Genomic DNA, 25,839 nt, shown 5'->3' with positions numbered 1-25,839 from the left:
GAGTTCCCGCTGCCAGCCGGTTTGGGTGGTAGCCGGGTCTACGCTTTAGCTCGCTGATGATGTACCGTTAAGTAACGGTACATCAAACTTCGGTTGGATTGGTGGCGTATCCGGTGAGGGAAAGTGCAGGTGTCGAGGTGACCACAGTGCAGCAAACGGTTTCGCAGAAGCGGTTCCGGGGCGATCCGAACGAACTCGAATCGGCCTACTTCCGGTGGAGTAGATCGGAAACGGCAACCTGGGCGATCGCCGGCCGTGCCGAGCGAATCCTCCAGCATCATTTCGAGCTCGCCGAGCAACGGACACCGGGGCAGATCGCGACTCGGCTCTATCGGGCCGGCGACCCCAGCGGGCTCGGCGTGGCATTGCAGATCGTCAACGACGATATGCCGCTGCTGGTCGAATCGGTCACCTCGCGATTGAGCCAGCTCGGTGCAGCCGTAACCGGTGTTGTGCACCCGGTTTTCGAGGTGACCCGGGATGTGCGGGGACTGCTGCGCGATATCGCCCCGCGCGCCGCCGACGAACGCGCGGGGCAGATCTATCCGGCCACTGCTGAATCCTGGATGCATATCGAACTCGCTGCCCCGGTTCCCGACGAACTGCTCGACCGCATCGAACGCGAGATACCGCAGCTCCTCGCCGGTCTGCGCGCGGTCGACGAGGACACCCCCGCGATGACCGAGGCCCTGATCGATGTCGCCGAGCGGCTCGAACGTACCGCCGGCGGTGGCGACGATATCGATTTCACCGATTACGTCGACCTGCTGCGCTGGCTCGCCGACGGCCATTTCACCGTGCTCGGGTACACCGGGCGCAAGGTGTACCCTGCTCTCGCCGATGTGGATACCGACGCGGCGGCGCAGACGATTCCCGACACCGGTCTCGGCGTCCTGCGCGCCGGATCAGCCGCCGATATCCAGATCCCGGCACCGGGGCCCGGTGATCAGGCGCTGCGGATGGCCAACGGTTCGGCGGATTCGGCGGTTCCGGGAGCCTCGGACCTGTACTTCGTGAGCGTTGTCGAGAGCACCGACCCCGCCGCACGGGAGCAGTCCGGCGAAGACGTGCCGCCGCCCTACCACGAGCACATCTTCGTGGGCACGCTCACCGTCACCGCGCTGCACGAGGACATCCTCGATATCCCGGTGATCTCGCGCCGTGTGCACCAGGTCATCGAAACCGCCGGGTTCGACCTGAATTCGTTCTCCGGCCAGGGCATGCTCGAAGTGATGCAGAGCGTCCCGCGCGCCGAACTGTTCACCGCCGATTTCCACCGGCTGTTCGAGACCGTTTCTGCGGTGGTCAATCTGGGTCTGCGCCGCCAGGTCCGGCTCTTCCTGCGGGAGGATTCCCGCAGCGGTGCCGTGTACTGCCTGGTCTATATGCCCAACGACCGGTATTCCAACCAGGTACGGCTGCGCATGCAGGATATTCTGCGCTGCGAGTTCCAGGGGCGGCGGATCGGCTATTCGGCCCGGGTCACCGAATCCGATCTGGCGGTCGTCTACATCACCGTGCACCGCGACACCGGCACGCCGCCGGCCGACCTCTCCGAGGAGAACCGCCAGCGGATCCAGGACCTGCTCTTCGCCACCACCCGCACCTGGGCGGACCGGCTGGAATCCGCCGCCGGCGGAACGGCGGATCTCTCCCGGACCACGATCCGGGAATATGCCGCCGCCTTCCCGGCCGGCTACCAACAGGAGTTCGAACCCGAACGCGGCCTTTCCGAACTGCGCCGGCTCGAACGTCTCGAAGAGGGTGCCATCGGTACGGCGCTGTACCGGGAGGCCGGTGGTCCGGAGGGGGCCTGGCGGTTCGTGCTCTATGTGGCAGGCGAGGGCGTCTCGTTGAGCCGGGTACTGCCGGTCCTGCACAGCCTCGGTGTCGAAGTCGTCGACGAACGGCCGTATCCGCTGGTCCTGGGCGACGGGCGGCGACGCTGGATCTACGATTTCACGCTGCGCGTACCGGCGGAGTTGCTGCGCGATGTGCTGGACAGCGGCTCCGCCGATCTCGGTGAGGCCGTCCCCGGCGACGACCGCTCCGGTGACGGTTTGGCCCAGCGGTTCCAGGACGCCGTCGAAGCGATGTGGTTCGGTGCGGCCGAGGTCGACGGGCTCAATGAGCTGGTGCTGCGGGCGGGTCTGCGGTGGCGCCAGGTGACGATGCTGCGGGCCTATGCGAAGTATCTGAAACAGTCGCGATTCGGCTACGGCATCGCTGCCATCACCCGGGTACTGCTGGCCAACCCGATGACCGTCCGCGGATTCGTCGAATTGTTCGAGGCGTACTTCGACCCGGCCGCCGCCGAGGACGCCGCCGAGCGGGCCCGGGAGACGACGCGCCGGCTCGAGGCCGAGATCGATGCGGTGACGGGCCTGGATACCGACCGGGTCCTGCGCGCGGTCCTGGCGCTGATCTCGGCGACGCTGCGCACCAGCTATTTCCGCTGCGACGAACACGGCGCCCCGCTGTCCTACCTGTCGGTGAAATTCGATCCGCAGCAGATCGAATTCCTGCCGCAGCCGCGTCCGCGGTACGAGATCTTCGTGTACTCGCCCCGGATGGAGGGTGTACATCTGCGGTTCGGGTCGGTGGCTCGTGGCGGACTGCGGTGGTCGGACCGGCTGGAGGATTTCCGGACCGAGATCCTCGGGTTGGTCAAGGCCCAGGCGGTGAAGAACGCGGTGATCGTGCCGGTCGGCGCGAAGGGCGGTTTCGTGGTGAAACGCCCACCGGCCGCCACCGGCGACCCGGCCGAGGATCGGCGTAACCGCCAGGCCGAGGGTGTTGCCTGCTACCGGATGTTCATCGCCGGCCTGCTCGATATCACCGACAATCTCGACCGGGTGAGCGGGGCGGTCCTGCCGCCGGAGAACGTGGTGCGCCGCGACGGCGACGACCCGTATCTCGTCGTTGCCGCCGATAAAGGTACCGCCACCTTCTCCGATATCGCCAACGAGGTGGCCGCCGGGCACGGCTTCTGGCTGGGTGACGCCTTCGCCTCGGGTGGCTCGGTCGGCTACGACCACAAGGCCATGGGCATCACGGCAAAGGGTGCCTGGGAAAGTGTCAAACGTCATTTCGCCGAGATGGATATCGACACCCAGAAACAGGACTTCACCGTCGTCGGGGTGGGCGATATGAGCGGCGACGTCTTCGGCAACGGCATGCTGCTCTCCGAGCACATCCGGCTGGTGGCCGCGTTCGACCACCGGCACATCTTCCTGGATCCCGAACCGGATGCCGCGCGATCGTACCGGGAACGCGAACGCCTCTTCGGACTGAGCCGGTCGAGCTGGGCGGATTACGACCAGTCGCTGATCAGCACGGGCGGCGGCGTATTCGACCGCAACGCCAAGGCGATCACCATCACCCCCGAGATCCGGCAGGCGCTCGGCCTCGAGGCCGACGTCACCAGGTTGTCTCCGCCGGAGGTCATCCGCGCTATCCTCACCGCGCCGGTCGACCTGCTGTGGAACGGCGGTATCGGCACCTATATCAAGGCGAGCAGCGAGACCCACGCGGATGTCGGGGACAAATCCAACGACACGGTCCGGGTGAACGCAGACGAGCTGCGCGTCAAGGTGATCGGTGAGGGCGGCAATCTCGGCGCCACCTCGCTGGGCCGTATCGAATTCTGCCGAGGCGGTGGCCGCATGAACACCGACGCACTCGACAACTCGGCGGGTGTGGACTGCTCCGACCACGAGGTCAATATCAAGATCCTGCTCGACACCGTGGTTTCCAGCGGGGAACTGCCGGCCGCCGAGCGCAACCCGCTGCTCGCCGCGATGACCGACGAGGTCGCGGCACTGGTGCTGCGGGACAACGTTTCCCAGAACTTCCGGATGGGGCTGTCCCGGACCACTGCCGAGGCGCACGCGGCGGTACACCGCCGCCTGCTCACCGATCTGGAGAACAACCGCGGACTCGACCGCCGGTTGGAGGCATTGCCCGCGGATGCGGAGATGAAGCGGCGTATCGCCGCGGGTTCCGGTCTCGCATCGGCCGAATTGGCGACCCTGATGGCCCATGTCAAGCTGGGGTTGAAAACCGATGTGCTCGCCGGCGACCTGCCGGAGAATCCGGCCTTCGCCGCCGTGCTCGCGGAGTACTTCCCGACCCCGCTGCGCGACCGTTTCGCCGCGGCCATCGACCGGCATCGGCTGCGGCGCGAGATCATCGCCACGGTCGCGGTCAACGAGCTGGTCGATTACGGCGGCCTCACCTTCGCCTTCCAGCTCACCGAGGAAGTCGGGGCGACCACCGAGGATGCGCTGCGCGCCTTCACCACCGCCGTCGACATCTTCGGATTGCGGCCGATCTGGCAGCAGATCCGGAATACCGTGATGCCGACGGCCGTGCGCGACGAGTTGGAGCTGGAAGCCGGGCGTACCCTGGCACGGGCGGCCCGCTGGCTGCTGCTCAACCGGCCGCAGCCGATCGCCATCGGCGCCGATATCGCGCGTTACCGCGCGGGTGTGCAGGAGCTCGCTGCGCGGATGCCGCAGTGGCTGCCCGAGCACCTGGAAACGGAACTGACACAGCGGGCGGCGGAGCTGGCCGGACGTGGGGCGCCCGCCGATCTGGCCCGCGAGGTGCTGCGCCTGATCCATCGGTTCCCGCTGCTGGATATCGCCGATATCGCCGATATCGCCGGTCGTGAACCCGTGGAGATCGCCGGTCTCTATTTCGCGCTGAGCTCGCACTACCAGATCGACCGGCTGCTCACCGCGGTCGGTGATGTGGAACAGGGACAGCGCTGGCCCACCCTGGCCCGGCTCGCGGTGCGCGACGATCTGTACGAATCGCTGCGGTTGCTCACGCTGGATATCGCGGTGGCGAATGAACCGGGCGACGCGATCGGCGAGACGATCGCCTACTGGGAATCCACCAACCGCTCGCGGCTGGCCCGGGCCACTGCCTCGCTGGCCGAGATATTCGCCGGTGAGAGCTACGATCTGGCGACGCTGTCGGTGGCGGTACGGCAGGTGCGCAGCCTGGTGGGCGGTGCCGATCCCGGCGCTGTCGCGATGGCCGGGGCTTCCTGAGACCATACCGACGGCGACGGCCGGGCGATCGGATCGCCCGGCCGTCGCCGTTTCTATTTCTCGGCCACCGCGGTACCGCAGGAGATACAGAAGCGCGCCGCCGCGACCAGTTCGGTACCGCAATCGTGGCAATGGGAGCGGGTGGCGGACAGGTTGGTACCGCAGTCGATGCAGAACTTCGCGCCGGCCGGGTTGACGGTCCGGCACCGAGTGCAGGAGGGCCGGTCGCCTTCGGGAAGTGCGGGCTGCTCCCGGGATTCCGCGGCCGGAGAGGGCGAGGCCACCTGTCCGCCGGGATACTGTTGCAGCGCGTTGATCCCGAGGGCCGCGCCGAGAAAACCTCCTTCGTTCCCGTGATGCGCCAGACCGTGTCCGGCTCCGAGTGCCAGCTCGCCGGCGGCATATTGGCGGAAATCCCCTGCGAGGCGGATATAGGTGACATCCTTGGCCAGCCGTTTGAGCCGGTCGGTGTCCTCGGGCGCGAGCGTGATATCGAAATTTCCGAGACGGGGGATCCGCAACCCGTACTCGTAGAGCACGGTGTTGGTGTGCTCGATCACCGCTGCTTCGATCTCGGGCAGGTGGCCGGACAGACCCAGGACCGGCCACCTGCCCTGGGAAACACCGCGGGTGACAGCGACCTTCATGGATTTCAGCAACAGCGCTCGGCACCAGGAGCGGACCGCGGCGGGATCATCGATATCGGTTGTGCCGGTGAGCGAGGTGACCAGCACGGCCGGATCCCGGACGGCGAGGGCGTGTTCGCCGAACACTCGGAGCGTCACCACCTGTTCGCTCACCGGGTCTGCGATATCGGCGATCCGGCCGCCGAACTCGAGGCCGGTGAACTCCCGGGTGGAGATGAAATACAGCTCCGCGCGGTAGAAGTTGCCGCCGGACAGGGTGTCGACGAGTGCACCGAGGACCGGGAGTTCGTCGGCGTCGATGCGATGGCGCCCCGGGCCGAGCGCGCCCATGACCTGCCCGGATTTTACGAACAGGGCGATCTCGTCGGCATTGACGATGACGCGGGAATAGCGCCGGATGTTCACGTCCGGCCACTTGTACACGAGTTGGTTCTTACCGGTTTCCGGGACGGCGATGAACTCGCGTTCGAACCAGGCCATGAGCGCTCCTCGGGTGGTGTCGTAATCGAGCGTATCGACGTTCAGCGGCGCAATCAATTGGGCGCCAAGGGCGCTGGGGCGTCGCGTTCCGGGAAAGCTGCTGGTTTCCGTAAATCGAAAAGAGTGTCTACCTATTGAACGAGCCGCCATCCAGCGGTACGTTAGTCGAAGACATGATCTGCGCCACTCGAAAGGCAACATGATGACCACTGTTCAAGGGCCTCGGGGACAGGAGGCGCCGGCGGACGCCCTGCACGCCGAAGATGCGGGCTACCACAAGTCCCTGCGTCCACGTCAGCTCCAGATGATCGCTATCGGTGGCGCCATCGGCACGGGGCTGTTCCTCGGTGCCGCCGGCCGTCTCCGCGAGGCCGGACCGGGCCTGTTCCTGGTATTCGCCGTCTGCGGAATCTTCGTATTCTTCATCCTGCGCGCCCTGGGTGAACTGGTCCTGCACCGCCCGTCTTCGGGTTCGTTCGTTTCCTACGCTCGAGAGTTCCACGGGGAGAAACTGGCTTTCTCGGTCGGCTGGATGTACTTTTTTCACTGGTGCATGACCGGCATCGTGGATATCACCGCGATCGCCACCTACGTCCACTTCTGGGGCGCGTTCGAGGTGGTACCGCAGTGGACCATCGCGCTGATTGCCCTGGCCATCGTCGTCGCGATCAATATGATTTCGGTGAAATGGTTCGGTGAGCTGGAGTTCTGGGCGGCACTTATCAAGGTCGTCGCGCTGGTGGGCTTCCTGGTCCTCGGCACGATCTTCCTGGCCGGACGCTTCGAGATCGACGGCCAGGCCACCGGTCTCAGCGTCATCAGCGACAACGGCGGCTGGTTCCCGACCGGCTTCCTGCCCCTGATCGTCGTCACCACTGGTGTGGTCTTCGCCTACGCCGCGGTGGAACTCGTGGGCACCGCGGCCGGTGAGACGGAGAACCCCGAGAAGATCATGCCGCGCGCCATCAACTCGGTGATCGCCCGGATCGCCCTGTTCTACGTCGGCTCGCTGGTTCTGCTCGCTCTGCTGCTGCCCTACACCGTTTTCACCGCCGGTGAGAGCCCGTTCGTCACGTTCTTTTCCAAGATCGGCATCGAAGGCGCCGGTTCGATCATGAACTTGGTGGTGCTCACCGCCGCCTTTTCCAGCCTGAACGCCGGCCTGTACTCGACCGGTCGCATCCTGCGCTCGATGTCGATGAACGGTAGTGCGCCGAAGATCGCGGGCCGGATGTCCAAGAACGGCGTACCCTACGTCGGGATCCTCGCGACCGGCGCTATCGCCCTGGTAGGTGTGGGACTGAACGCGCTGGTACCCGAGCAGGCGTTCGAGATCGTGCTGAACGTCTCCGCGCTCGGCACCATCTTCTCGTGGACAGCAATCCTGCTCTGCCAGCAGAAGCTGTACCGCTGGTCGAAGGAGGGTAAGGTGACCCGGCCGAAGTTCCGGCTGCCCGGTGCTCCTTACACCAATTACGCGACCCTGGTCTTCCTGGCCGCCGTTGTTCTGCTGATGCTGTTCAGCGATGAGATCGAACAGCGTGCAGCGGTGATCGCGATGGTGCTGGTCGGCGTTCCGGCCCTGGTCGTCGGCTGGTTCTTCGCTCGCAAGGGGGTCGATGAACTGGTCCAGCAGCGCAGCGCCGACGCCGTGGCCCCGGTTGCTTCACCGGAGCCGGGCGTGACGGTCCGGATTCTGGACGAACCCGACGACAAGCAGTAAGCAAGGATATGACGACTTCCCCGGCCGCGCACGCCGCGCCCGGGGAAGTCCCATTCCCAGAGAAGGGAACCTCGAATCCCCCGGGTCCGAGTACCGGGATAACAATGGACTCTCAGTTCCCCTGTGGGTTTTGAGAGGTCGTGCATGCCAGAGCATCCCAGCTCATCCGAACGTCCGCTCCCGCCCTGGTCGAAGCGGCGGATCCGGGGCGCCGCGATGCCCAGGCGGGTGACGCACACCTGGTCGACGCGCCGCACCACGGGCGGTGACGGAATACCACGCAACCCGGCGGAATCCGACCTCACCCGCGCCGCCGACGAACTACTGGCCGAATCGGCGCCGAGCGAACCCCGCAGCCCCACCGATGCCGGCGCACCCCCAAGCGCTACGGGTGTTTTCGTGCCGGTGACCGTGGGTCCGATCCCGGCCGTTGCCGCACCGCAGGAATCCGGTCCGCCGCCGGCGGCGCCCGACCTCAGCGAGTTCGACCGCGCCGTCGCCGCTCTCACCGGTGACGATATCGCCCGGCTGAACAGCCTGGGTGGTCCCGATGACGATGATCTCGACGAACTGCTGCTGGCCGACGACGAGGACGACCTGGACGATTTCGATCCCTTCGCCGGTTTCTCCGACGATCCGCCGTCGGGCCGCAATTCCCGGTCCCGGCCCAGCGTGCGCCGCCTGGGCGCCGGTCTGGTGGTCTTGCCGCGGGTGGACCCGGTGGATCCCGGGACCGCGGTGCTCGAGGACCCGGTCGTCCCCGAGAACAAGCGTTTCTGCTGGAAATGCCAGGCTCCCACCGGCCGTTCCGGGCCGGACGGCCCCGGCTCGGTGATCGGGGAGTGCGGGCAGTGCGGTTCGGCCTACAACTTCCTGCCGGCGTTGTCGGCGGGGGAGATGGTCGCCGAACAGTACGTGGTCAAGGGCTGTCTCGCCCACGGTGGTCTCGGCTGGATCTATCTGGCCGTCGATACGAATGTCAGCGACCGCTGGGTGGTGTTGAAAGGCCTGCAGAACCCGCAGGATTTCGAGGCGCACGTGGTAGCGCTGGCCGAACGGCAGTTCCTCTCCGAGATCACCCATCCCGGTGTGGTCAAGATCTACAACTTTGTCAAGCACCGCTCCCGCCGTGAGGTGGCCGACGGCTATATCGTCATGGAGTACGTGGGCGGGCGGTCGCTGAAGAAGCTGCTGGATCTGGCCGGGCCGGAGGGGATTCCGGTGGCCGAAACCCTTGCCTACCTGATGGAGGTACTGCCGGCCCTCGACTATCTGCATTCGCTCGGATTGGCCTACAACGACCTCAAACCGGACAACATCATGGTCACCGACGCCGAGGTCAAACTCATCGACCTCGGCGCCGTGGCGGCGATGGAGTCCTACGGCAGCATCTACGGTACACCCGGATACCAGGCGCCCGAGATCATCGAAACAGGCCCTACCGTCGCCTCCGATATTTTCGCCGCCGGCCGCACGCTGGCCGCGCTGTTCCTCGACCTGAGCAAAGACACCGGTGGCGATCCCCGTACCGAAATGCCCACGCCCGAGCAGTATCCGCTGCTGGAACGCTACCCGTACCTGCACCGGCTGCTGATCCGGTCCACTCATCGGGATCCGGCCCGCCGGTTCCCCTCCACCTACGCCATGTACTGCCAGATGGCCGGTGTGCTGCGGATGGTGCTGGCCGCCGACACCGGCCGGGAATATCCGCAGGCGTCGGTCGAATTCGGCTCACTGCGGGGTGATTTCGGCATCGATGCCCTGATCGGCCAGACGGACGGCATGGTCGACGGCATGCACCGCAGTATGGGCCTGGACGCCACCGCGGTGGTGGCCGCGTTGCCGATCCCGCTGATCGATGCCGACGATCCCAGCGTGGAATTGATCACTCCGCTGCTGTACGGCGATGCGCGCCAGACACTCGACGCGTTGAGACAGACCTCCGAACGTATTGCGGCGGGCACCATCGACGCCCCCGAGACGTTCGAGGTCGAAGGTGCGCTGGCCGCCATCCGAGCCCATCTGGACCTCGGCGATCTGGAGGCGGCGCGGGCGCTGCTCGAGGTGCTACGGCCGCGCGAGGCCACCGATTGGCGGATCGAATGGTTCGACGGCGTGGTCGCGCTGCTGGGAGGTTTCTACGAGCGCGCCTACCTGCACTTCGACGAGGTGCACACCATGCTGCCCGGGGAGATCGCGCCTGCGCTGGCGCTGGCCGGTACCGCGGAACTGGTATTGCAATCGTCGGCCGACCCAGAGGATTCCGAACGCTGGCACCGGGCCGCTGAAACGTTCTACCGGCTGGTGTGGCGAACCAACCACGGGGTGGTGAGCGCGGCCTTCGGGCTGGCGCGCCGGCTGGCCGCGGACGGCGCACCGCTGGAGGCGGTGCAAGTGCTGGACGAGGTCCCCGATACCTCCCGCCACTACACGACGGCCCGGATGACCGGCAGCCTCGTGCTGGTGTCCCGGCCGCACCGCGATATCACCGAAGTCGATCTGATGGAGGCCGCCGCACGGCTGGAGCTCGTCGACGAGCCGCGGGTGCTGCAGATACAGGTCGTGGTGGTGGGCGCCGCGCTGGACTGGTTGCGGTCGCGGATGCGCCCGGCCGCAGCCGATACCACCCTGCTCGGCTACCCGCTGACGATTCCGGGGCTGCGGGGCGGTCTGGAATCGCGGTTGCGTGCGCTGGCTCGTACGGCGCCCGACCGGTTGCATCGCTACCGGCTGGTGGACCTGGCCAATACGGTCCGGCCACGCACCCGGTGGTGAGGTCAGGAGGGTCCGGGTAGTCGCCGGCGCCGCAGCGCCACCGGCACCAGAGGCGCCGAGACCAGCAGGACGACCAGAAGCAGCAGCCACAACCAGCCGCCGAATACCAGTGCCAGGACGAGGGCGAAGGTGGCCGCGCAACCTCCCATGATCGCGAATCCGGTGGCCGGATCAGCGTGCTGGAGCTCGCCGGGTGGTGCCGCCGCGCCGGGCATATCTGCGAAAAGGACGGCCAGTTCGGGTCTGGTGGTCGCGACGGTCGCGGCGGCCGCCCGTTCCTCGTAGTCGGTGAGTGTCAGACGGCCCGCGCCCAGATGTTCGGCGAGCTCGCGCAATGCTCGTTCGCGCTCCCCGACGGTGATCCGTGCCCCCGGTAGCTCACTCATACCCGCAGCATAGGACGGTTTCGGTGGTTTCGTTCCCGGCGTGATTCGCCACTGCCGGGAAGCCGCGGCCGGATCCGGGAGCAGCGAATTCCCATATGTGGGGACTAATTACGCTGACTACACAATCGGGGTAGAGGAGTTTCGATGTCCACCGTGGTCCAGTACCGGCGCCCGGCAGCCGACGTGTGGGATTGGCAATTGCTCGGATCTTGCCGTGGCTTGGAATCGACGGTGTTCTTCCATCCGGAAGGTGAGCGTGGCCGAGCCCGGGCCGCCCGGGTGCGGCGAGCGAAGCAGATCTGCGACGCGTGTCCGGTTCTCGATCGGTGCCGGAGCTACGCGCTCGAGGTGGGTGAACCGTACGGGGTCTGGGGTGGAATGTCGGAGGACGAGCGACGCGCCTATACACAACGTACCGTCGGACGGTGAACAACGATCGAGGAAACCCCGTGCCAACAAGCATTGAATCGGGCCTTTCGGTCGTGTCCGACGTGCACCGTAATCGATTCGATGTGGTTTCCTTGATGTATGGCTGCTGGTGTGGAGTACACGATCGATGAGCTGGCTCGCGCCGCCGGCACGACCGTGCGCAGCCTGCGGGTTTATCACGAACGGGGCGTTCTGCCTCCGCCGCAGGTCAAGGGGAGAACGGGATATTACAGCCCTGAGCATCTGAATCGGGTGCATACGATCAGCAGGCTGCTCGATCGCGGGATCAAGCTGAACGGTATCAAGGAGCTGCTCAAAGCGTGGGATCGTGGTGACGACCTCGGCGATATCCTGGGCGTCGGCACGTTGCTGAGCGGCGCGGACCCCGACGAGCCCCCCGTAGGAGGAACGGAAGCGGGCGAGGATACGATTCCGGCCACCGAACTGCAGGAACGCTACGCTGTGGTTCCCAACGGCCTGGCCCGTATCGTCGCGTCCGGACTGTACGAACCGGTCGATGCCGCCACCTATCGGCCCGCCGACAAACAGATGATCCGCTTTGCCGAACAGCTGGCCGCCGCCGGAATTCCCGATGCCGAAGTCCTCGGTGAGCTGGAGCGGATACGATCGGATTGCGACCGGATCGCGCGCCGCTTCGTCGATCTCTTCCAGCGCACGGTATGGCAGGAGTATCAGGACTCCGAACGCACTGCCGATGACCTGGCAAAACTGACCGGGCAGCTACAACTGGCCCGGAACTTACCTGGTAGGGCGGCTTCCGAGCTGGTGACCCGGTTTGTCGGGCAGTACATCGCCGCAGACAGTGAGCTCGCCGACCTCCCTACCGACGCCTGATCCACCGGCCACTGGTCGTCATCGGACTTCCCACAGGTGGGCGGCTGGCCGATGCTCGTGTCTTATGTGGCGATATGCTGTGAATTTCTACGTTGTGAGTATTTCCTTACGTCCACCTAAGTATTCTCTTCCCTTCCTACCGATGTGCACAGCGGTGATTCGCGGCAGAATCTGCTCTGGACACCCAACGTGATAGATGAGGTAGCGGTATGGGAAGCCTGACATTGTGGATGCAGGTCTCGCTCGACGGGTTCGTCGAAGGGCCTGACGAAGAGGTTTACTGGCCTGTCGTCGACGAAGAATTGTGCGCCGGTTACCTGGACGAGCTCCGGCGCGCTGATTCACTGCTGTACGGTCGCAAGACCTACGAAATCATGGCGGACTACTGGCCGACCGCGGATCTCGCGCCGGTGTCGCCGTTCTATGTCGATTTCGCGCGGTTCTGGCGGGATGCGTCCAAGCTCGTGGTGTCCCGGACGCTACAGGCGCCCGGCTGGAACACCGAGGTTATCGGCGCTGATTTTGTCGAACAGGTTCGTCAGCGCAAGGATTCGGGGCAAGATCTGGTGCTGCTCGGCGGGGCCGAGACTGCCGCGGCCTTTCTGGCGCACGATCTGATCGACGAATACCGGCTGTTCGTCCATCCCGTGTTGTTGGGCGATGGAGTTCCGTTGTTCCAGGCGTCGGTCGATCCGTCGAGTCTGCGTCTGCTCGATGTGCTTACGTTCGACAGCGCGGTGGTGCAGATACGCTACCGGCAGTCCGCGCGGGTGTGTGTCGAGCATTGCTTGTCCTGAGGCCGGATATCATCCGGATGCTTCCGGCCGAGGTCGCCGCCAGGTGGGCGGCATACAGTCGATGAATCGTATCGGAAGGGGTTGATCTCCTTACCTCGGAGAAGTGGTTCGCATCGGAGATCGGCGCTGTAGCGACCCGTTGTGCGGGGGCGGTGGGTGACGGGGTCGAGATCGTACCGGCTGGTTGCCGATGGTCGACTTTGCGCCACTGTTCGTCATCACGAGACCGATGATCTGCCGATCGGGTTCACGGCTTCTGTGATCGACTCATCGGCAAGCGTAGAAGTACGGCTTGTACGCGCAGATGTCTCGGTAGACGCCGTCGCCGTCGTAGGTGTCGCTCCGGTATGCCGGGATCGCGTGTACCGGCTCGCTGCGGTTGCTGGTATCGGCGGGGATCGTATGGGTGTCGTTGTATGTGCCGTTACCTGCGTGTGAATCACCCCGGGTGCTGTGGCCGACGTCCGCCTGGGCCGCCTGGACTGTCAGGCCGGCGGGGGCGAGGACGAACGCGCCGGTCAAGGCGAAGGCTGCGGCGATCTTCTTCAGCAGTTCATGAGTGCGGGTGATGGTCATGATGGGCTCCGTTCGTTTGGCGGAATAGAACTTCAACGGCGATTCGGTAACCCGAGGTCCGCTGTTCTATGAGCCGCTGTTTAACGGTACGATACGCGAGTGTTGGATAGTCGCGCGTTTATTTCTCATGATTGGGAAGGGAATTGCCGTATCCGCAGCTCGGCGCCGGCCCGTCGAGTACCCGCCGATAGGAACGGGCAGCAAAGGAGGGTTGTGGCCACGGGGCGCTCCGCGGCCGCAAACCTCTAGAGTCGCGGATCGATCGGTTCGGATTCGAGTGCCAGCACCGCGAACACCGCCTCGTGGACCCGCCACAGCGGATCACCCGCGGCGAGGCGGTCCAGAGCCTCCATGCCCAATGCGTACTCACGCAGCGCCAGCGCCCGTTTCCGGCCCAGACCACGGGACCGCAAGCGATGCAGGTTCTCCGGTCGCAGATACTCGGGGCCGTAGATGATCCGGAGATACTCCGGTCCGCGGCATTTGACCCCCGGCTGCACGAGTCGGCCCACCGGTACGCCGTTGTCACGGTTTCCCGTCACAACCGCACCGTGCCCGAGCAGTTCACCGCCGTACAGCTGCGCGCCGACGCCGCCGTCCCCCGCGCGATCCGGAACCTTGCCCGCGTTTCCCGCGGGGCCTGCGTCGGTCGTGGCTCCCACAGTGGCCGAGCCGATCGCGCCCGTCGTTGTGCGGGCCGCCGCTCCGCGCGACTTCGGCGCCGCGTGCACCAGAGCGTCCACCGGTTTCACCACCATGCCCTCGCCGCCGTCGCCGGTCAGCGCCAGCCACCACGCGGTAGCGGTCGCTTCGCTGCCGGGATCGCCGAGGTCGACGGTCATCCGCCGGGTAGCGGACAGCAGATCCGGGTCGGCGGCGACCAGCCGGTCGAGTAGGTCCAGCTGCCAGTGATGATCGCGGACGGCGTAATTTGCACCTTCACCGGCCAGCAGTCCGAACGGTGCCACCCGTAACCCGTTCAGCCCGTCGACGGGCCAGCAGTAGCGGCCGTAGGCGCGGGTGAAGGCAGCGATATCGGCGGCCCGGTCGCTCATTCGGGCCTGCAGCTCGCCGGTATCCTGGCCCCGGGCCGCCACCGCCGCCAGCACCTGGCGGGCCGTGTCGACCGAGGCCCGCGCCGCGGCGCCGACCGCGGCGTACTGGTTGCGCAGCAGCTGTTGCGCCTTCGCCGACCAGGGCATGATCTCGGTGTCGAGCAGGAGCCAGCCGGTGCCCAACTCGTCGAACAGTCCGGCGGCTTCGGCCGCCGCGCGGATCCGGGCCAGCAGTGCTTCGGTCCGGTCGGGTTCGTCGAAGAACGGCCGACCCGTGCGGGTGTAGATCATGCCGGTGCCCCGCGCCACCCCGAAACGTTCGGCGGCCACTTCCGGGGAGCGAGCCAGCAGCACCACCGCCCGCGATCCCATATGTTTCTCCTCGCACACCACCCGCGTCACGCCCTCACCGCGGAAGTACTCGAATGCCTGCGCGGGATGCTCGAGGTAGCCGGGCAATTCGGAGGTGGCGCACGGGGCCATGGTCGGCGGCAGATAGACCAGCCACCGCGGGTCCACGGCGAACCGGCTCATCACCTCGAGTGCCGCGCTCGCGTTCTCCTCCTGGACTCCGACCCGCCCGTGGTGGCGGGTTTCGACCACCCGGCGGCCGAGTACATCGTCGAGATCGAGAATGCCGGGATCGCGGTGCGCGGGGCCCTCGGTGTCCGGACCGCCGCCTACCGGCGCCAGCGGGCGGACCGGTTCGTACCAGACCCGCTCGGCCGGTACCGAGACCGTCTGCCGCTCCGGGTACCGCAACGCCGACAGCTGCCCACCGAAAACCACACCGGTGTCCAGGCACAGCGTGTTGTTCACCCAGCGCAGGCCGGCGACCGGTGTGTGGCCGTACAGCACGGTCGCCCGGCCGCGGTACTCCTCGGCCCACGGGTAGCGCACCGGCAGGCCGAAGTCGTCGGTTTCGCCGGTGGTCTCGCCGTACATGGCGAAAGACCGGACACGTCCGGACGACCGCCCGTGATACTGCTGCTTCAAGCCGGCGTGGGCCACGACCAGCCGGCCGCCGTCGAGTACATAGTGGCTGATGAGACCACGGCAGAAGTCGAGTGCGGCCGCCCGGAATTCGTCGTCGGTCGCCGCGAGCTGAGTCAGCGATTCGGCCAGCCCATGGGCCGGTTTCACCTTCCGGCCGGATAGGGCGCGGACGAGTTTGTGCTCATGGTTACCGGTGACGCACAGTGCGTCTCCGTTAGCGGTCATCCCCATCACCAAGCGCAGCACCCCCGGCGTATCAGGACCACGATCGACGAGATCGCCGACGAAAACCGCGGTCCGGCCCCCAGGGTGGCAGGCGCCCACGGCCCGGCCCTGCGGGTCGCGATCGATCCGGTAGCCGAGTGTGGCGAGCAGGGTCTCCAGCTCCGATCGGCAGCCGTGGATATCGCCGATGACATCGAACGGGCCGGTGAGGTCGCGGCGGTCGTTCCACAGGCGTTCGTCCACGATCCGCGCCGCGGTGATCTCTTCGGCACCGCGCAGCGTGTGTACCCGCCGGAATCCCTCGCGTTCCAGCCCGCGCAGCCCGCGCCGCAGCTCCCGCTGCTGACGGTGCACGACGTGGGCGCCCAGCGCGGCGCGATCCGATCGCCGCGCGTTCCGTTCCAGGCATACCGAATCCGGTACATCCAGCACGATAGCCACCGGCAGCACATCGTGGTCCCGGGCGAGCGCGACGAGTTCCTTGCGGGAGCCCGGCTGCACATTGGTCGCATCGACCACGGTCCGCAGCCCGCGTCGCAAGCGCACTCCGACGATGTGGTGCAGCAGCGCGAAAGCCTCCGGTGTCGCCGACTGGTCGTCCTCGTCGTCGCTCACCAGCCCGCGGCAGGTATCGGCGGAGATCACGGACGTCGGCGGGAAATGCGTGCGGGCGAAGGTCGATTTCCCCGATCCGGTGCAACCGATGAGTACCACCAGACACAGATCCGGTACGGCGAGATCGGTCACTGCGAGGCTCCTTCGGTTGCGGTGTGGGCGCGGGTGAACACCGCGAGCTGGGTCGGCGGGCCGACCTCGGGATCGGGGTGGCCGATCGGTGCGAACCGGACCTCGTAGCCGTAGTGTCCGGCGATGCCCTGCGCCCAGGACCGGAACTCCGCCCGGTTCCATTCGAAACGATGGTCGCTGTGGCGGAACGCGCCTGCCGACAGACCGTCGTACCGCACGTTGTATTCGGCATTGGGCGTGGTCACCAGCACCGACTGCGGCGCCGCCGCCCCGAATACGACGTACTCGACCGCGGGCAGCCGCGGCGGATCGATATGTTCGATGACCTCCATCAGCACGGCCGCGTCGAATCCGCGCAGTGCGCTGTCGGTATAGGTGAGCGATCCCTGCCGCAAGGTCAGCCTGCGCGCGACCGGCTCCGGCAGCCGATCGAGCCGCAACCGGCGGCGCGCGATCGACAGCGCACGGGTGGAGACATCCACGCCCATGATCTCTCGGAAAGCGCTGTCGCCGAGCAACTCCCGAAGCAAGGCGCCGTCGCCGCAACCGAGGTCGAGGACCCGGGCCGCTCCGGCCTCTCGCAGCGTGGCAATCACCGCCGCCCGCCGCTGCGCCGCCAGTGGCAGCGTGGGGGTGTCATCATCGGCCCCCACGGCCGCGGCCGCAATCGGGTGCTCGCGCCGGGGGCGGCACGTACCGGAGACTGCCGTCGTGCCGGCGGACGCCTCGTCGCCCGGTGCGCCCACAGGAGTGTCCGTGACGTTGTGAAGGGCGGAAACCACTTCCGGCGGTCGCTGTATTGCCGTCGGCGCGGGCTCGTCACCGTTCACACTCGCAGTTGTGGTCGAATTCTCGCCCACGCTGGTGGGATTGCCCGCAGCGCCCTCGGGCCTCGTGTTCTCGTCGGTTGTGGTGCCCACCGGCACCGAGGTGGCCGGTGCCGGAGTGGTCGGCGCAGGGTCATCCGAGGAGGGCGCAGGGGCTATCGGTCCGGTGGCGCGCCGGACTTCGGCGTTCGGCTCGGTCGTGGTCTCGTCTGCCTGGATCGCTTCATCGACGGCGCCGAGTTCCTCGGGGTCGGAGTTGTCCAGTTCGGCCAGCCGGGCCAGGGCTGTGCGGACCAGCGACTGGCGGCGGGCGAGGTAGCGGCGGGTGATCCAGCCACGCTCCGGGTGAGCGGCCAGCCAGCTCCCGCCGGCGCGGAGCAATTTGTCCACCTCGTCGTTGTCGAGCCAGTAGTGCTTGGCGCCGTCGAGGACAGGCAGCAGGACGTAGAGGTGGTTGAGTGCGTCGGCCAGTCGCACCGTTCCGGTCAGTACGAGACGCAGATGCGCAGAATCACCCCACGCCGGGAACGCCGGATCGAGCGGCAGAGGGGTGGCGTCCACCGACCAGCCGAGCGGGGCGAAGACCCGTTCGGCGAGTTCGGGGCCGCCCCGGCAGCCGAGTGCCGGGAGTTCCAGCCGCAGCGGCAAGGGCGTGCGGGCCAGTTCCGGGCGCTGTGTGCACTCACCGCGCAAGGCGCTGCGGAAAACGGCGCCGATCGCCACCGACAACAGCGAAGATGCGGCGTAGGGCCGGTCGTTCACATACTGGCCGAGCGCGAACGCCTGCGGTCCCTTGGCCCGGCCCCGAACCAGGCGTACCGGGTCTACTTCCAGCAACAGCGCCGCGGTGCAGCCCTCGGCGGTGGCCTGCGGGTAGAGCACATGCGCAATGCCGTAGGACAATCCGAATTCCTGCACCCGGTCCGGGTTCTTGTGCAGCAGGAACCCGAGATCGGTTGCGGGCATGGCACTGCCCGCAACCGGTGTGCAGGTGATCGTCAACAGCATGCTGTGATCGTGGCCGAGTCACACCGGTGCGGCAAGGCAGTTTCGGCCGGGCCGGCGCCGGTTCTCCCCGGGCCGGTGCCGGTTCACGCGGGCCAGCGCCAGTCCGCCACCTCGGGGATGTCCTCGCCGTGTTGCCGGGTCCAGGTCCGGGCCCGCAGCCGGGCATCCACCATGTCCTGTCGCAACCCCGCCGCCTGCTGCCGTAGCGCCGGTACCCGGTCGATCACATCCATCACCAGGTGGTAGCGGTCGAGATCGTTGAGCATGACCATATCGAAGGGTGTGGTGGTGGTGCCCTGTTCCTTGTAACCCCGCACGTGCAGGCCGGAATGGTTGGTGCGGCGGTAGGTGAGCCGGTGGATCAGCCACGGGTAGCCGTGGAAGGCGAAGATCACGGGGGAGTCCCGGGTGAACAGAGTGTCGAATTCGCTGTCCGGCAAGCCGTGCGGGTGTTCCTCGGTCGGCAGCAGGCGCATCAGATCCACCACGTTCACCACCCGCACTCGTAGCCAGGGCAGTTTTTCGCGCAGAATCGAGGCCGCGGCAAGGGTTTCCAAGGTGGGAACATCGCCGGCGCAGGCGAGCACCACATCCGGGGTGGTGGCCGGTTCGTCGCGGTTACCGGCCCACTCCCAGATCCCGATACCGCGGGCGCAGTGCAGCGCGGCGTCGGTGGCCGACAGCCAGTCCGGCTGCGGCTGTTTACCCGCCACCACCACGTTCACGTAGTGCCGCGAGCGCAGGCAGTGGTCGTACACCGAGAGCACCGTATTGGCGTCCGGCGGCAGATACACCCGCACGATCTCGGGTTTCTTGTTCAGTACCACGTCGAGGAAACCGGGATCCTGGTGGGTGAAGCCGTTGTGGTCCTGTCGCCAGACATGCGAGGACAGCAGATAGTTCAGGCTCGCCAGCGGCCGCCGCCACGGGACCTGAGCACTGGCGTCGAGCCATTTGGCGTGCTGGTTGAACATGGCGTCGACGATATGGACGAAGGCCTCGTAGCACGTGAAGACGCCGTGCCGCCCGGTCAGCAGATATCCCTCCAGCAGGCCCTGGCACATATGCTCCGACAGCACTTCGACGACCCGGCCGGTGCGGTCGAGTTTCACGTCGTCGGGGCCGATCTCGGCCTGCCAGTTACGGCCGGTGACCGTGAGAATGTCCTGCAACCGGTTGCTGGCCAGTTCGTCGGGAGCGAAGGTGAGGAAGTTGTCCGGATTGAGTTCGGTGACGGCGCGGAGCCAGCCGCCCAGCACGCGGGTCGCCTCATGGTCGGTACGCCCGGGTTCGGCGACATCCACCGCGTATTCGCGCCAGTCGGGTAGCCGCAGATCACGGACCAGTTCGCCGCCGTTGGCCACGGGGCTCGCACTCATCCGTTTCGCTCCCACCGGCACCATCCGCCGCAATTCCGAGACCGGGGTGCCGGCCTCGTCGAACAGCTCCTCCGGCCGGTAGGACCGCAACCACTGTTCGAGCACGGCCCGGTGCCCGGCGTTCTGGCGGGCGGCGGGCAACGGCACCTGATGCGCGCGGAACGTGCCCTCTACCGGTTCCCCGTCGACCTGCGGCGGTCCGGTCCAGCCCTTGGGGGTCCGCAGCACGATCATCGGCCAGTGCGGCCGGGCGGTATCGGTCCCGTCGCGGGCGGCGCGCTGGATCTGCGCGATCCGCTCCAGGCAGGCATCCATGGCGGCGGCCAGATCCTGATGGACCTGCGCGGGATCGCCGCCGGCGACGATCAGCGGGTCGTAACCGTTGCCCCGCAACAGTGAACAGAGCTCGTCTTCGGGGATCCGGGCCAGCAGGGTCGGGTTGGCGATCTTGTATTCGTTCAGCGCGAGAATCGGCAGTACCGCGCCGTCGCGGGCCGGGTTCAGGAACTTGTTCGCATGCCAGCTGCCCGCCAGCGGCCCGGTTTCGGCCTCACCGTCACCTACCACGCAGAACACCGTCAGATGCGGGTTGTCCAGGGCGGCACCGAACGCGTGCAGCAGCGAATAGCCCAGTTCCCCGCCCTCGTGGAACGAACCGGGTGTCTCCGGCGCGCAATGGCTCGGCACCCCGCCGGGAAACGAGAACTGCGCGAACAACGCCCGCATCCCTTCCGCATCGCGCGGTACATGGCTGTAGAGCTCGGAATAGGTTCCTTCCAGCCACGCACACGCATTCGGGCCCGGCCCACCGTGCCCGGGCCCGGCCACGAACACCGCGTCCAGGTTGCGCGCCAGAATCGCCCGGTTCGCGTGCACCCACACCAGATTCAGGCCGGGAACGGTGCCGAAATGGCCGAGCAGCCGCGGTTTGACATGTTCGGGTGCCAGCGGTTCGCGCACCAGCGGATTCGCCATCAGATAGATCTGCCCGACCGAGAGATAATTGGCCGCCCGCCACCACGCGTCGAGGAGCTCCAGCTCGTCGGCGTCGAGCGGTCCCTGCGCCGTCGCCGAGAGCACATAAGGGCGGGGCGCGATCGATTCACCGCCGTCACCGGCGAGATTGTCGGCAGCGGTATCCCCACCTGCACTTGCCAACTGCGTCATACGCCGAACCTCCTGGAGGTCGTGGTCGCGCCGGGCACTCCGCACGCCGGTACGGACGCCCCCAACGATAGCTGGAGGTGTGCCGCGTCCGGGGCGATTCTTGCGTGCGGGTGCACGCCGCAGTGATTTCTCCGCGTTTCGCCCGCGGCATACCCGCGAAGCGGGCCGGTAACCGGGGCGTCCGCCGAATACCGCCGCGGCGTCGTAGTGCGGTTCCGCCTGCCCGGCTCGCGGTGGAGGATAGAGGCGGACCCTGCCGGCGAAGTGCCTGTGCGACCGGTCCCGGAGTTTCGATGTTCTCGACGCCCGGGGCACGGGGTTCGGCCGAGGGGGTTCCGACACGCACGAGGGCGCACCATAGGCTCGGCGGATGCAGATATTCGGCAGGATCATCGCCGTCGCCGCCGTGGGCGCGGCCGCGTTCGGACTCACCGGATGCGGTTCGGACGACGCTTCCGAGACCACCGCTACCTCCACGACCGCGGCGTCCGCACCGCGGAGCGCGTCCGCGCAAGGGGCGCCCACCGCATCGAAGGGTCGCGAATGCACGGCCGACGATATCGGCGTCACCGGTGGTTTCGGTGAGGTACCCGAGATCACCATCCCGGACGATTGCGATCCGCCGGAACAACTCGTCGTGAAGGATCTGGTTCCCGGCACGGGGCCCGGTGCGGCCGCCGGCGATCAGCTGACCATGAACTACGCCCTGGTCACCTGGTCGGACAAGCAGAAGCTGGATTCCTCCTTCGATCGCGGTGAACCTTTCGAGCTGGCCCTCGGCTCCGGCATGGTCATCCCCGGCTGGGAGCAGGGCCTCGAAGGAGTTCAGCAGGGCGCCCGCCGGCTGCTGATCATCCCGCCGGATCTGGGGTACGGCGCAGGCGGCAACGGGGTCGCGCCCAACGAGACACTGGTCTTCGTCACCGACGCCGTGGCGGTACCCCAGGACTGAGCCGTGCTGGTGGGCGCCGGTGTGAACCACCTCGCCCGCCGCCGGGAGGCCGTCAACCGCCTCCCGGCGTGCAGCCCACCCGACCCGGTCAACTACCCTGGTCGGGATGCGTATCCCGGGCGCGTGAAACCGCTGGTGCTCGCCGTTCCGGACGGTACGCCGGCGGCGCGTACCCGCGTGCTGTCGCCAGACCGCGCGCCATCACCGCGTACCGGCACGGAACACGTGGCGGGCGAGGTCAAGACGAACCGACGAGAACAAGGAGCATGTCCGTGAAGAGCACCGTCGAGCAGCTGAGCCCGACCCGGGTCCGGATCAATGTCGAGGTGCCCTTCGAGGAGCTGAAGCCGGACTTCGATCGCGCCTACAAGGCCCTGGCCAAGCAGGTGCGCATTCCCGGCTTCCGTCCGGGCAAGGCACCGGCCAAGCTGCTCGAGGCGCGCCTGGGTCGCGGCGCGGTGCTGGAGCAGGTCGTCAACGATGCGCTGCCCGGCCGCTACAGCGAAGCCGTGACCACCTCCGAGGTGAAGGTCATCGGGCAGCCCGAAATCGAGATCACCAAGATCGAAGACGGTGAGGAGCTGGCGTTCACCGCCGAGGTCGATATCCGTCCGGAGATCGCCCTGCCCGAGGATTACAGCAGCATCGCCGTCACCGTCGATGCCATCGAGATCACCGATGCGGATATCGACGAGCAGCTGCAGTCGCTGCGCCAGCGGTTCGGGACCCTCGTGGGTGTCGAACGCGCGGTACAGGACGGCGATTTCGTCTCCATCGATCTGTCGGCCACCGTGGACGGCGAGGAGGTCCCGGAGGCGGCGACCACCGGGCTGTCGCACGAGGTCGGTTCGGGTCAGCTGATCGAGGGCCTGGACGACACCCTGCTCGGCATGTCGGCCGGTGAGTCCAAGGAGTTCACCTCCACCCTGGTCGCCGGTGACCACGCGGGCAAGGAAGCCGCCATCACCGTGACCCTCGGATCGGTCAAGGAACGCGAACTGCCCGAGGCCGATGATGAATTCGCCCAGCTGGCCAGCGAATTCGACACCATCGACGAGCTGAAGGCCGATCTGCGCACCCGCGTCGAGCGGAACAAGAAGGTGCAGCAGGCCGGCGATATCCGCGATCAGGTGCTCGAGAAGCTGCTCGACACCGTCGAGGTCCCGCTGCCGGAGGCCGTGGTCAAGGCCGAGATCGACGCCGTCGAGCACGACGCGGTGCACGGATTCGACCACGACGAAGAGAAGTTCGCCGCGGCACTGGAAGCCCAGGGCTCCAGCCGCGAGGAATTCGACGCCGACACCAAGGAAGCCGCCGAGAAGTCGGTGAAGACCCAGCTGCTGCTGGATGCCGTCGCCGAGGCCGAGGGCACCCAGGTCGGACAGGAAGAGCTCACCGAGCGCATCCTGTTCCAGGCCCAGCGCTACGGGATGGCGCCGGAGCAGTTCATCCAGCAGGTGCAGCAGGCCGGCCAGCTGGGCGCAGTCTTCGCCGATGTCCGCCGCGGCAAGGCCCTGGCGGAGATCGTCGGCAAGGTGACCGTCACCGATTCGGACGGCAATACCGTCGATACCGAGGAGATGTTCGGCAACCCGAAGCCCGCCGACGACGAGACCGCCGAGGATGCCACCGCGGAGACTGCGGAGACCGCGGACAAGGAGTAGCCCTGACCAGTAGTACGGATCGGAAGCCCTGAGACCAGAGGCGGTGTCGGCAATCCAGAGAATGCGCGGAAACTTTTCCCTGTCCTCGGTATGCCCACCTCAGGTTTCTCAGGGCTTCCCTTCTATTACCTCCCCCGTACGGCCCACCTTCCCGGGCGGGGCCCGCCCGGTTCTGGCGCGGGGAGCGAAGCGGAGGAGCGGAGGAGTGAAGAACCGGGCCCATGAGGGCCCTACCCTCGAGCCGCGGAGCGGCTCCGAAATTACCGCGCGGCGGATCGCGGGCCGAGGCCGGAAGATCCGAGACCGATGGACAACGAACCGTATGCCGTGTAATTGCGCTCTCAGCGAATAGGCGTGGGACCGGGAGTTCGGCCGCACCACCTTTCGTTAATGTTTGTGACAGCAACGAGCCGGCGAGAGAAGGCAGGTATCCGTGACAATCAACCAAGCCGAGGTCATGACAGCTCCGACCGCTGGGCTCAATCTCAGCGATTCCGTGTACGAGCGCCTGCTGCGTGAGCGCATCATCTTCCTCGGCACCCAGGTCGACGACGACATCGCGAACAAGATCTGTGCGCAGATCCTGCTGCTGTCGGCGGAGGACCCCGCCCGGGATATTTCGCTCTACATCAACTCGCCGGGTGGTTCGGTGAACGCCGGAATGGCCATCTACGACACCATGCAGTTCGCGGAATGCGATATCGCGACCTACGGGATGGGCCTGGCTGCCTCCATGGGGCAGTTCCTGCTCACCGCCGGCGCGAAGGGTAAGCGTTTCGCGCTGCCGCATACCCGGATCATGATGCATCAGCCGTCGGCCGGTATCGGTGGTTCGGCCGCGGATATCGCGATCATGGCCGAGCAGTTCGCCTACACCAAGCGTGAGCTGAACGAGTTGCAGGCGATGCACACCGGCAAGCCGGTCGAGCAGATCAACGCCGACGCCGACCGCGACCGCTGGTTCACCCCCCAGCAGGCGCTGGAGTACGGCTTCATCGACCAGGTGATCACCAGTGCGCGCCAGGCGGGCGGCACGGGCAACTAGGACGTCGTTCGCGGAGCCGCTGCGCGGGCGGTGGCCGCGATCGGTGTTCAGCGGACAGCTCACTCATAGACTTGGAGACGAATATGGCCAATCCGAACGTTGCACGCGCCGGTCTGGGCGGCCTCGCCCCGGCGGGCCCGCAGTCGCGCTATATCCTGCCGTCGTTCATCGAGCATTCGAGTTTCGGCGTCAAGGAATCCAACCCGTACAACAAGCTGTTCGAGGAGCGCATCATCTTCCTCGGCGTGCAGGTCGACGATGCTTCGGCGAACGACATCATGGCGCAGCTGCTCGTACTGGAATCGCTTGATCCCGATCGGGACATCACGATGTACATCAACTCCCCGGGTGGTTCGTTCACCTCGTTGATGGCGATCTACGACACCATGCAGTACGTGCGCGCCGATGTGGCGACCGTCTGCCTCGGACAGGCGGCGTCGGCGGCGGCGGTGCTACTGGCCGCCGGCACCCCCGGTAAGCGGGCCTGCCTGCCGAACGCGCGGGTGCTGATCCATCAGCCGTCGGTCGAGGGCGGTATCCAGGGGCAGGTGTCGGATCTGGAGATCCAGGCCGCCGAGATCGAGCGGATGCGCCGGCTGATGGAGACCACGCTGGCCCGCCATACCGGCAAGGACGCGGACACGATCCGCAAGGACACCGATCGCGACAAGATCCTGACGGCCGAGGAGGCCAAGGAATACGGGATCATCGATACGGTGTTCGACTACCGGAAGCTCAGCGCTCAGAAATGAGCGTGGCCGGGTCCGGCGCACCGTGGTCGTTCGCGGTACGCCGGGCCGGCCGGGCCGCGGGACCCGGCCACGCCGTTGCGGCGGCGAACGTGCGACACGCCCCGTGCGGCCCGCGCGGTGGAAATCGCGCGACGACGCCGTATCCGCGTGAAACCCCGCACAACCGCGATGAGAAACCTGCCCGAGTTGTCGACCCCGATCGCACACACCGGGTACGGTCAAACCCAGGGACCTTTGTTCCCGGTTGACAGCACCGCCCCTCGATCCGGGTGACAGCGCCGGATTTCGCTTCAC

General features: G+C 66.8%; 16 protein-coding genes. 10 read left to right on the top strand and 6 right to left on the bottom strand.

Translation table 11 applies throughout. The features are described from left to right. Positions 1–137 precede the first annotated feature (137 nt). On the top strand, positions 138–5,060 hold the full coding sequence (locus tag NFL01S_RS18220; protein ID WP_168433951.1) for an NAD-glutamate dehydrogenase: 4,923 nt from the start codon (positions 138–140) through the stop codon (positions 5,058–5,060). Positions 5,061–5,113: 53 nt separating this feature from the next. On the opposite strand, the gene NFL01S_RS18215 is transcribed toward NFL01S_RS18220, so the two are convergent. Continuing rightward, positions 5,114–6,187 carry an SPFH domain-containing protein gene (locus NFL01S_RS18215; protein WP_062976956.1) on the bottom strand — a complete coding sequence of 358 codons (1,074 nt, stop codon included), beginning with the start codon at positions 6,185–6,187 and terminating at the stop codon, positions 5,114–5,116. Between the two features lie 202 nt (positions 6,188–6,389). On the opposite strand from NFL01S_RS18215, the gene NFL01S_RS18210 reads away from it, so the two are divergent. Further along, positions 6,390–7,910, top strand: a complete 1,521-nt coding sequence (locus NFL01S_RS18210) for an amino acid permease (protein ID WP_062976954.1) — start codon at positions 6,390–6,392, stop codon at positions 7,908–7,910. Positions 7,911–8,126: 216 nt separating this feature from the next. After that, positions 8,127–10,685, top strand: coding sequence for a serine/threonine-protein kinase (locus NFL01S_RS18205; protein WP_084492844.1), 2,559 nt, complete (start codon positions 8,127–8,129; stop codon positions 10,683–10,685). Between the two features lie 2 nt (positions 10,686–10,687). Here the strand turns inward: NFL01S_RS18205 and NFL01S_RS18200 are convergent, their stop codons facing one another. Next, the gene (locus tag NFL01S_RS18200) at positions 10,688–11,071 is read right to left on the bottom strand and encodes a DUF1707 SHOCT-like domain-containing protein (RefSeq protein WP_062976851.1); all 384 of its coding nucleotides are present in this window, start codon (positions 11,069–11,071) and stop codon (positions 10,688–10,690) included. Positions 11,072–11,215: 144 nt separating this feature from the next. Here NFL01S_RS18200 and NFL01S_RS18195 point away from each other — a divergent pair, with 144 nt between their 5' ends. From NFL01S_RS18195 to NFL01S_RS18185, 3 genes are all read left to right on the top strand, one after another. Then, positions 11,216–11,500, top strand: coding sequence for a WhiB family transcriptional regulator (locus tag NFL01S_RS18195; protein ID WP_062976849.1), 285 nt, complete (start codon positions 11,216–11,218; stop codon positions 11,498–11,500). A gap of 99 nt (positions 11,501–11,599) precedes the next feature. Continuing rightward, positions 11,600–12,355, top strand: a complete 756-nt coding sequence (locus NFL01S_RS18190) for a MerR family transcriptional regulator (RefSeq protein WP_062976847.1) — start codon at positions 11,600–11,602, stop codon at positions 12,353–12,355. Positions 12,356–12,564: 209 nt separating this feature from the next. Further along, positions 12,565–13,152: a dihydrofolate reductase family protein gene (locus NFL01S_RS18185; protein ID WP_063915984.1), complete on the top strand. Its 588-nt coding sequence runs from the start codon at positions 12,565–12,567 to the stop codon at positions 13,150–13,152. Positions 13,153–13,419: 267 nt separating this feature from the next. On the opposite strand, the gene NFL01S_RS18180 is transcribed toward NFL01S_RS18185, so the two are convergent. From NFL01S_RS18180 to NFL01S_RS18165, 4 genes are all read right to left on the bottom strand, one after another. After that, positions 13,420–13,728 (bottom strand): hypothetical protein, encoded by a 309-nt coding sequence (locus NFL01S_RS18180; protein ID WP_157116652.1) that lies wholly within the window; start codon positions 13,726–13,728, stop codon positions 13,420–13,422. Between the two features lie 245 nt (positions 13,729–13,973). After that, a complete protein-coding gene (locus NFL01S_RS18175) occupies positions 13,974–16,751 on the bottom strand; it encodes a polynucleotide kinase-phosphatase (RefSeq protein ID WP_062976842.1) in 2,778 nt (925 codons plus the stop codon). Next, positions 16,748–18,586 carry a 3' terminal RNA ribose 2'-O-methyltransferase Hen1 gene (locus tag NFL01S_RS18170; RefSeq protein ID WP_062976840.1) on the bottom strand — a complete coding sequence of 613 codons (1,839 nt, stop codon included), beginning with the start codon at positions 18,584–18,586 and terminating at the stop codon, positions 16,748–16,750. The genes NFL01S_RS18175 and NFL01S_RS18170 overlap by 4 nt, the downstream gene beginning before the upstream one ends. Positions 18,587–18,669: 83 nt before the next feature. Beyond that, positions 18,670–21,132 carry a phosphoketolase family protein gene (locus tag NFL01S_RS18165; RefSeq protein ID WP_084492858.1) on the bottom strand — a complete coding sequence of 821 codons (2,463 nt, stop codon included), beginning with the start codon at positions 21,130–21,132 and terminating at the stop codon, positions 18,670–18,672. Positions 21,133–21,502: 370 nt separating this feature from the next. On the opposite strand from NFL01S_RS18165, the gene NFL01S_RS18160 reads away from it, so the two are divergent. The 4 genes from NFL01S_RS18160 (at position 21,503) to NFL01S_RS18140 (ending at position 25,545) form a co-directional block, all read left to right on the top strand. Next, on the top strand, positions 21,503–22,084 hold the full coding sequence (locus tag NFL01S_RS18160; RefSeq protein ID WP_062976838.1) for an FKBP-type peptidyl-prolyl cis-trans isomerase: 582 nt from the start codon (positions 21,503–21,505) through the stop codon (positions 22,082–22,084). Positions 22,085–22,356: 272 nt separating this feature from the next. Then, entirely contained in the window at positions 22,357–23,748 is a 1,392-nt protein-coding gene (gene tig, locus NFL01S_RS18150; RefSeq protein WP_062976949.1) for a trigger factor, read from the top strand. 457 nt (positions 23,749–24,205) lie between these two features. Beyond that, positions 24,206–24,793 carry an ATP-dependent Clp protease proteolytic subunit gene (locus tag NFL01S_RS18145; protein WP_062976946.1) on the top strand — a complete coding sequence of 196 codons (588 nt, stop codon included), beginning with the start codon at positions 24,206–24,208 and terminating at the stop codon, positions 24,791–24,793. 83 nt (positions 24,794–24,876) lie between these two features. Beyond that, positions 24,877–25,545, top strand: a complete 669-nt coding sequence (locus tag NFL01S_RS18140) for an ATP-dependent Clp protease proteolytic subunit (RefSeq protein WP_051157257.1) — start codon at positions 24,877–24,879, stop codon at positions 25,543–25,545. Positions 25,546–25,839: the final 294 nt, after the last annotated feature.

The organism is Nocardia flavorosea NBRC 108225, assembly GCF_001613385.1.
GTDB lineage: Bacteria > Actinomycetota > Actinomycetes > Mycobacteriales > Mycobacteriaceae > Nocardia > Nocardia flavorosea.
This window is presented reverse-complemented; position numbering and strand designations above follow the sequence as displayed.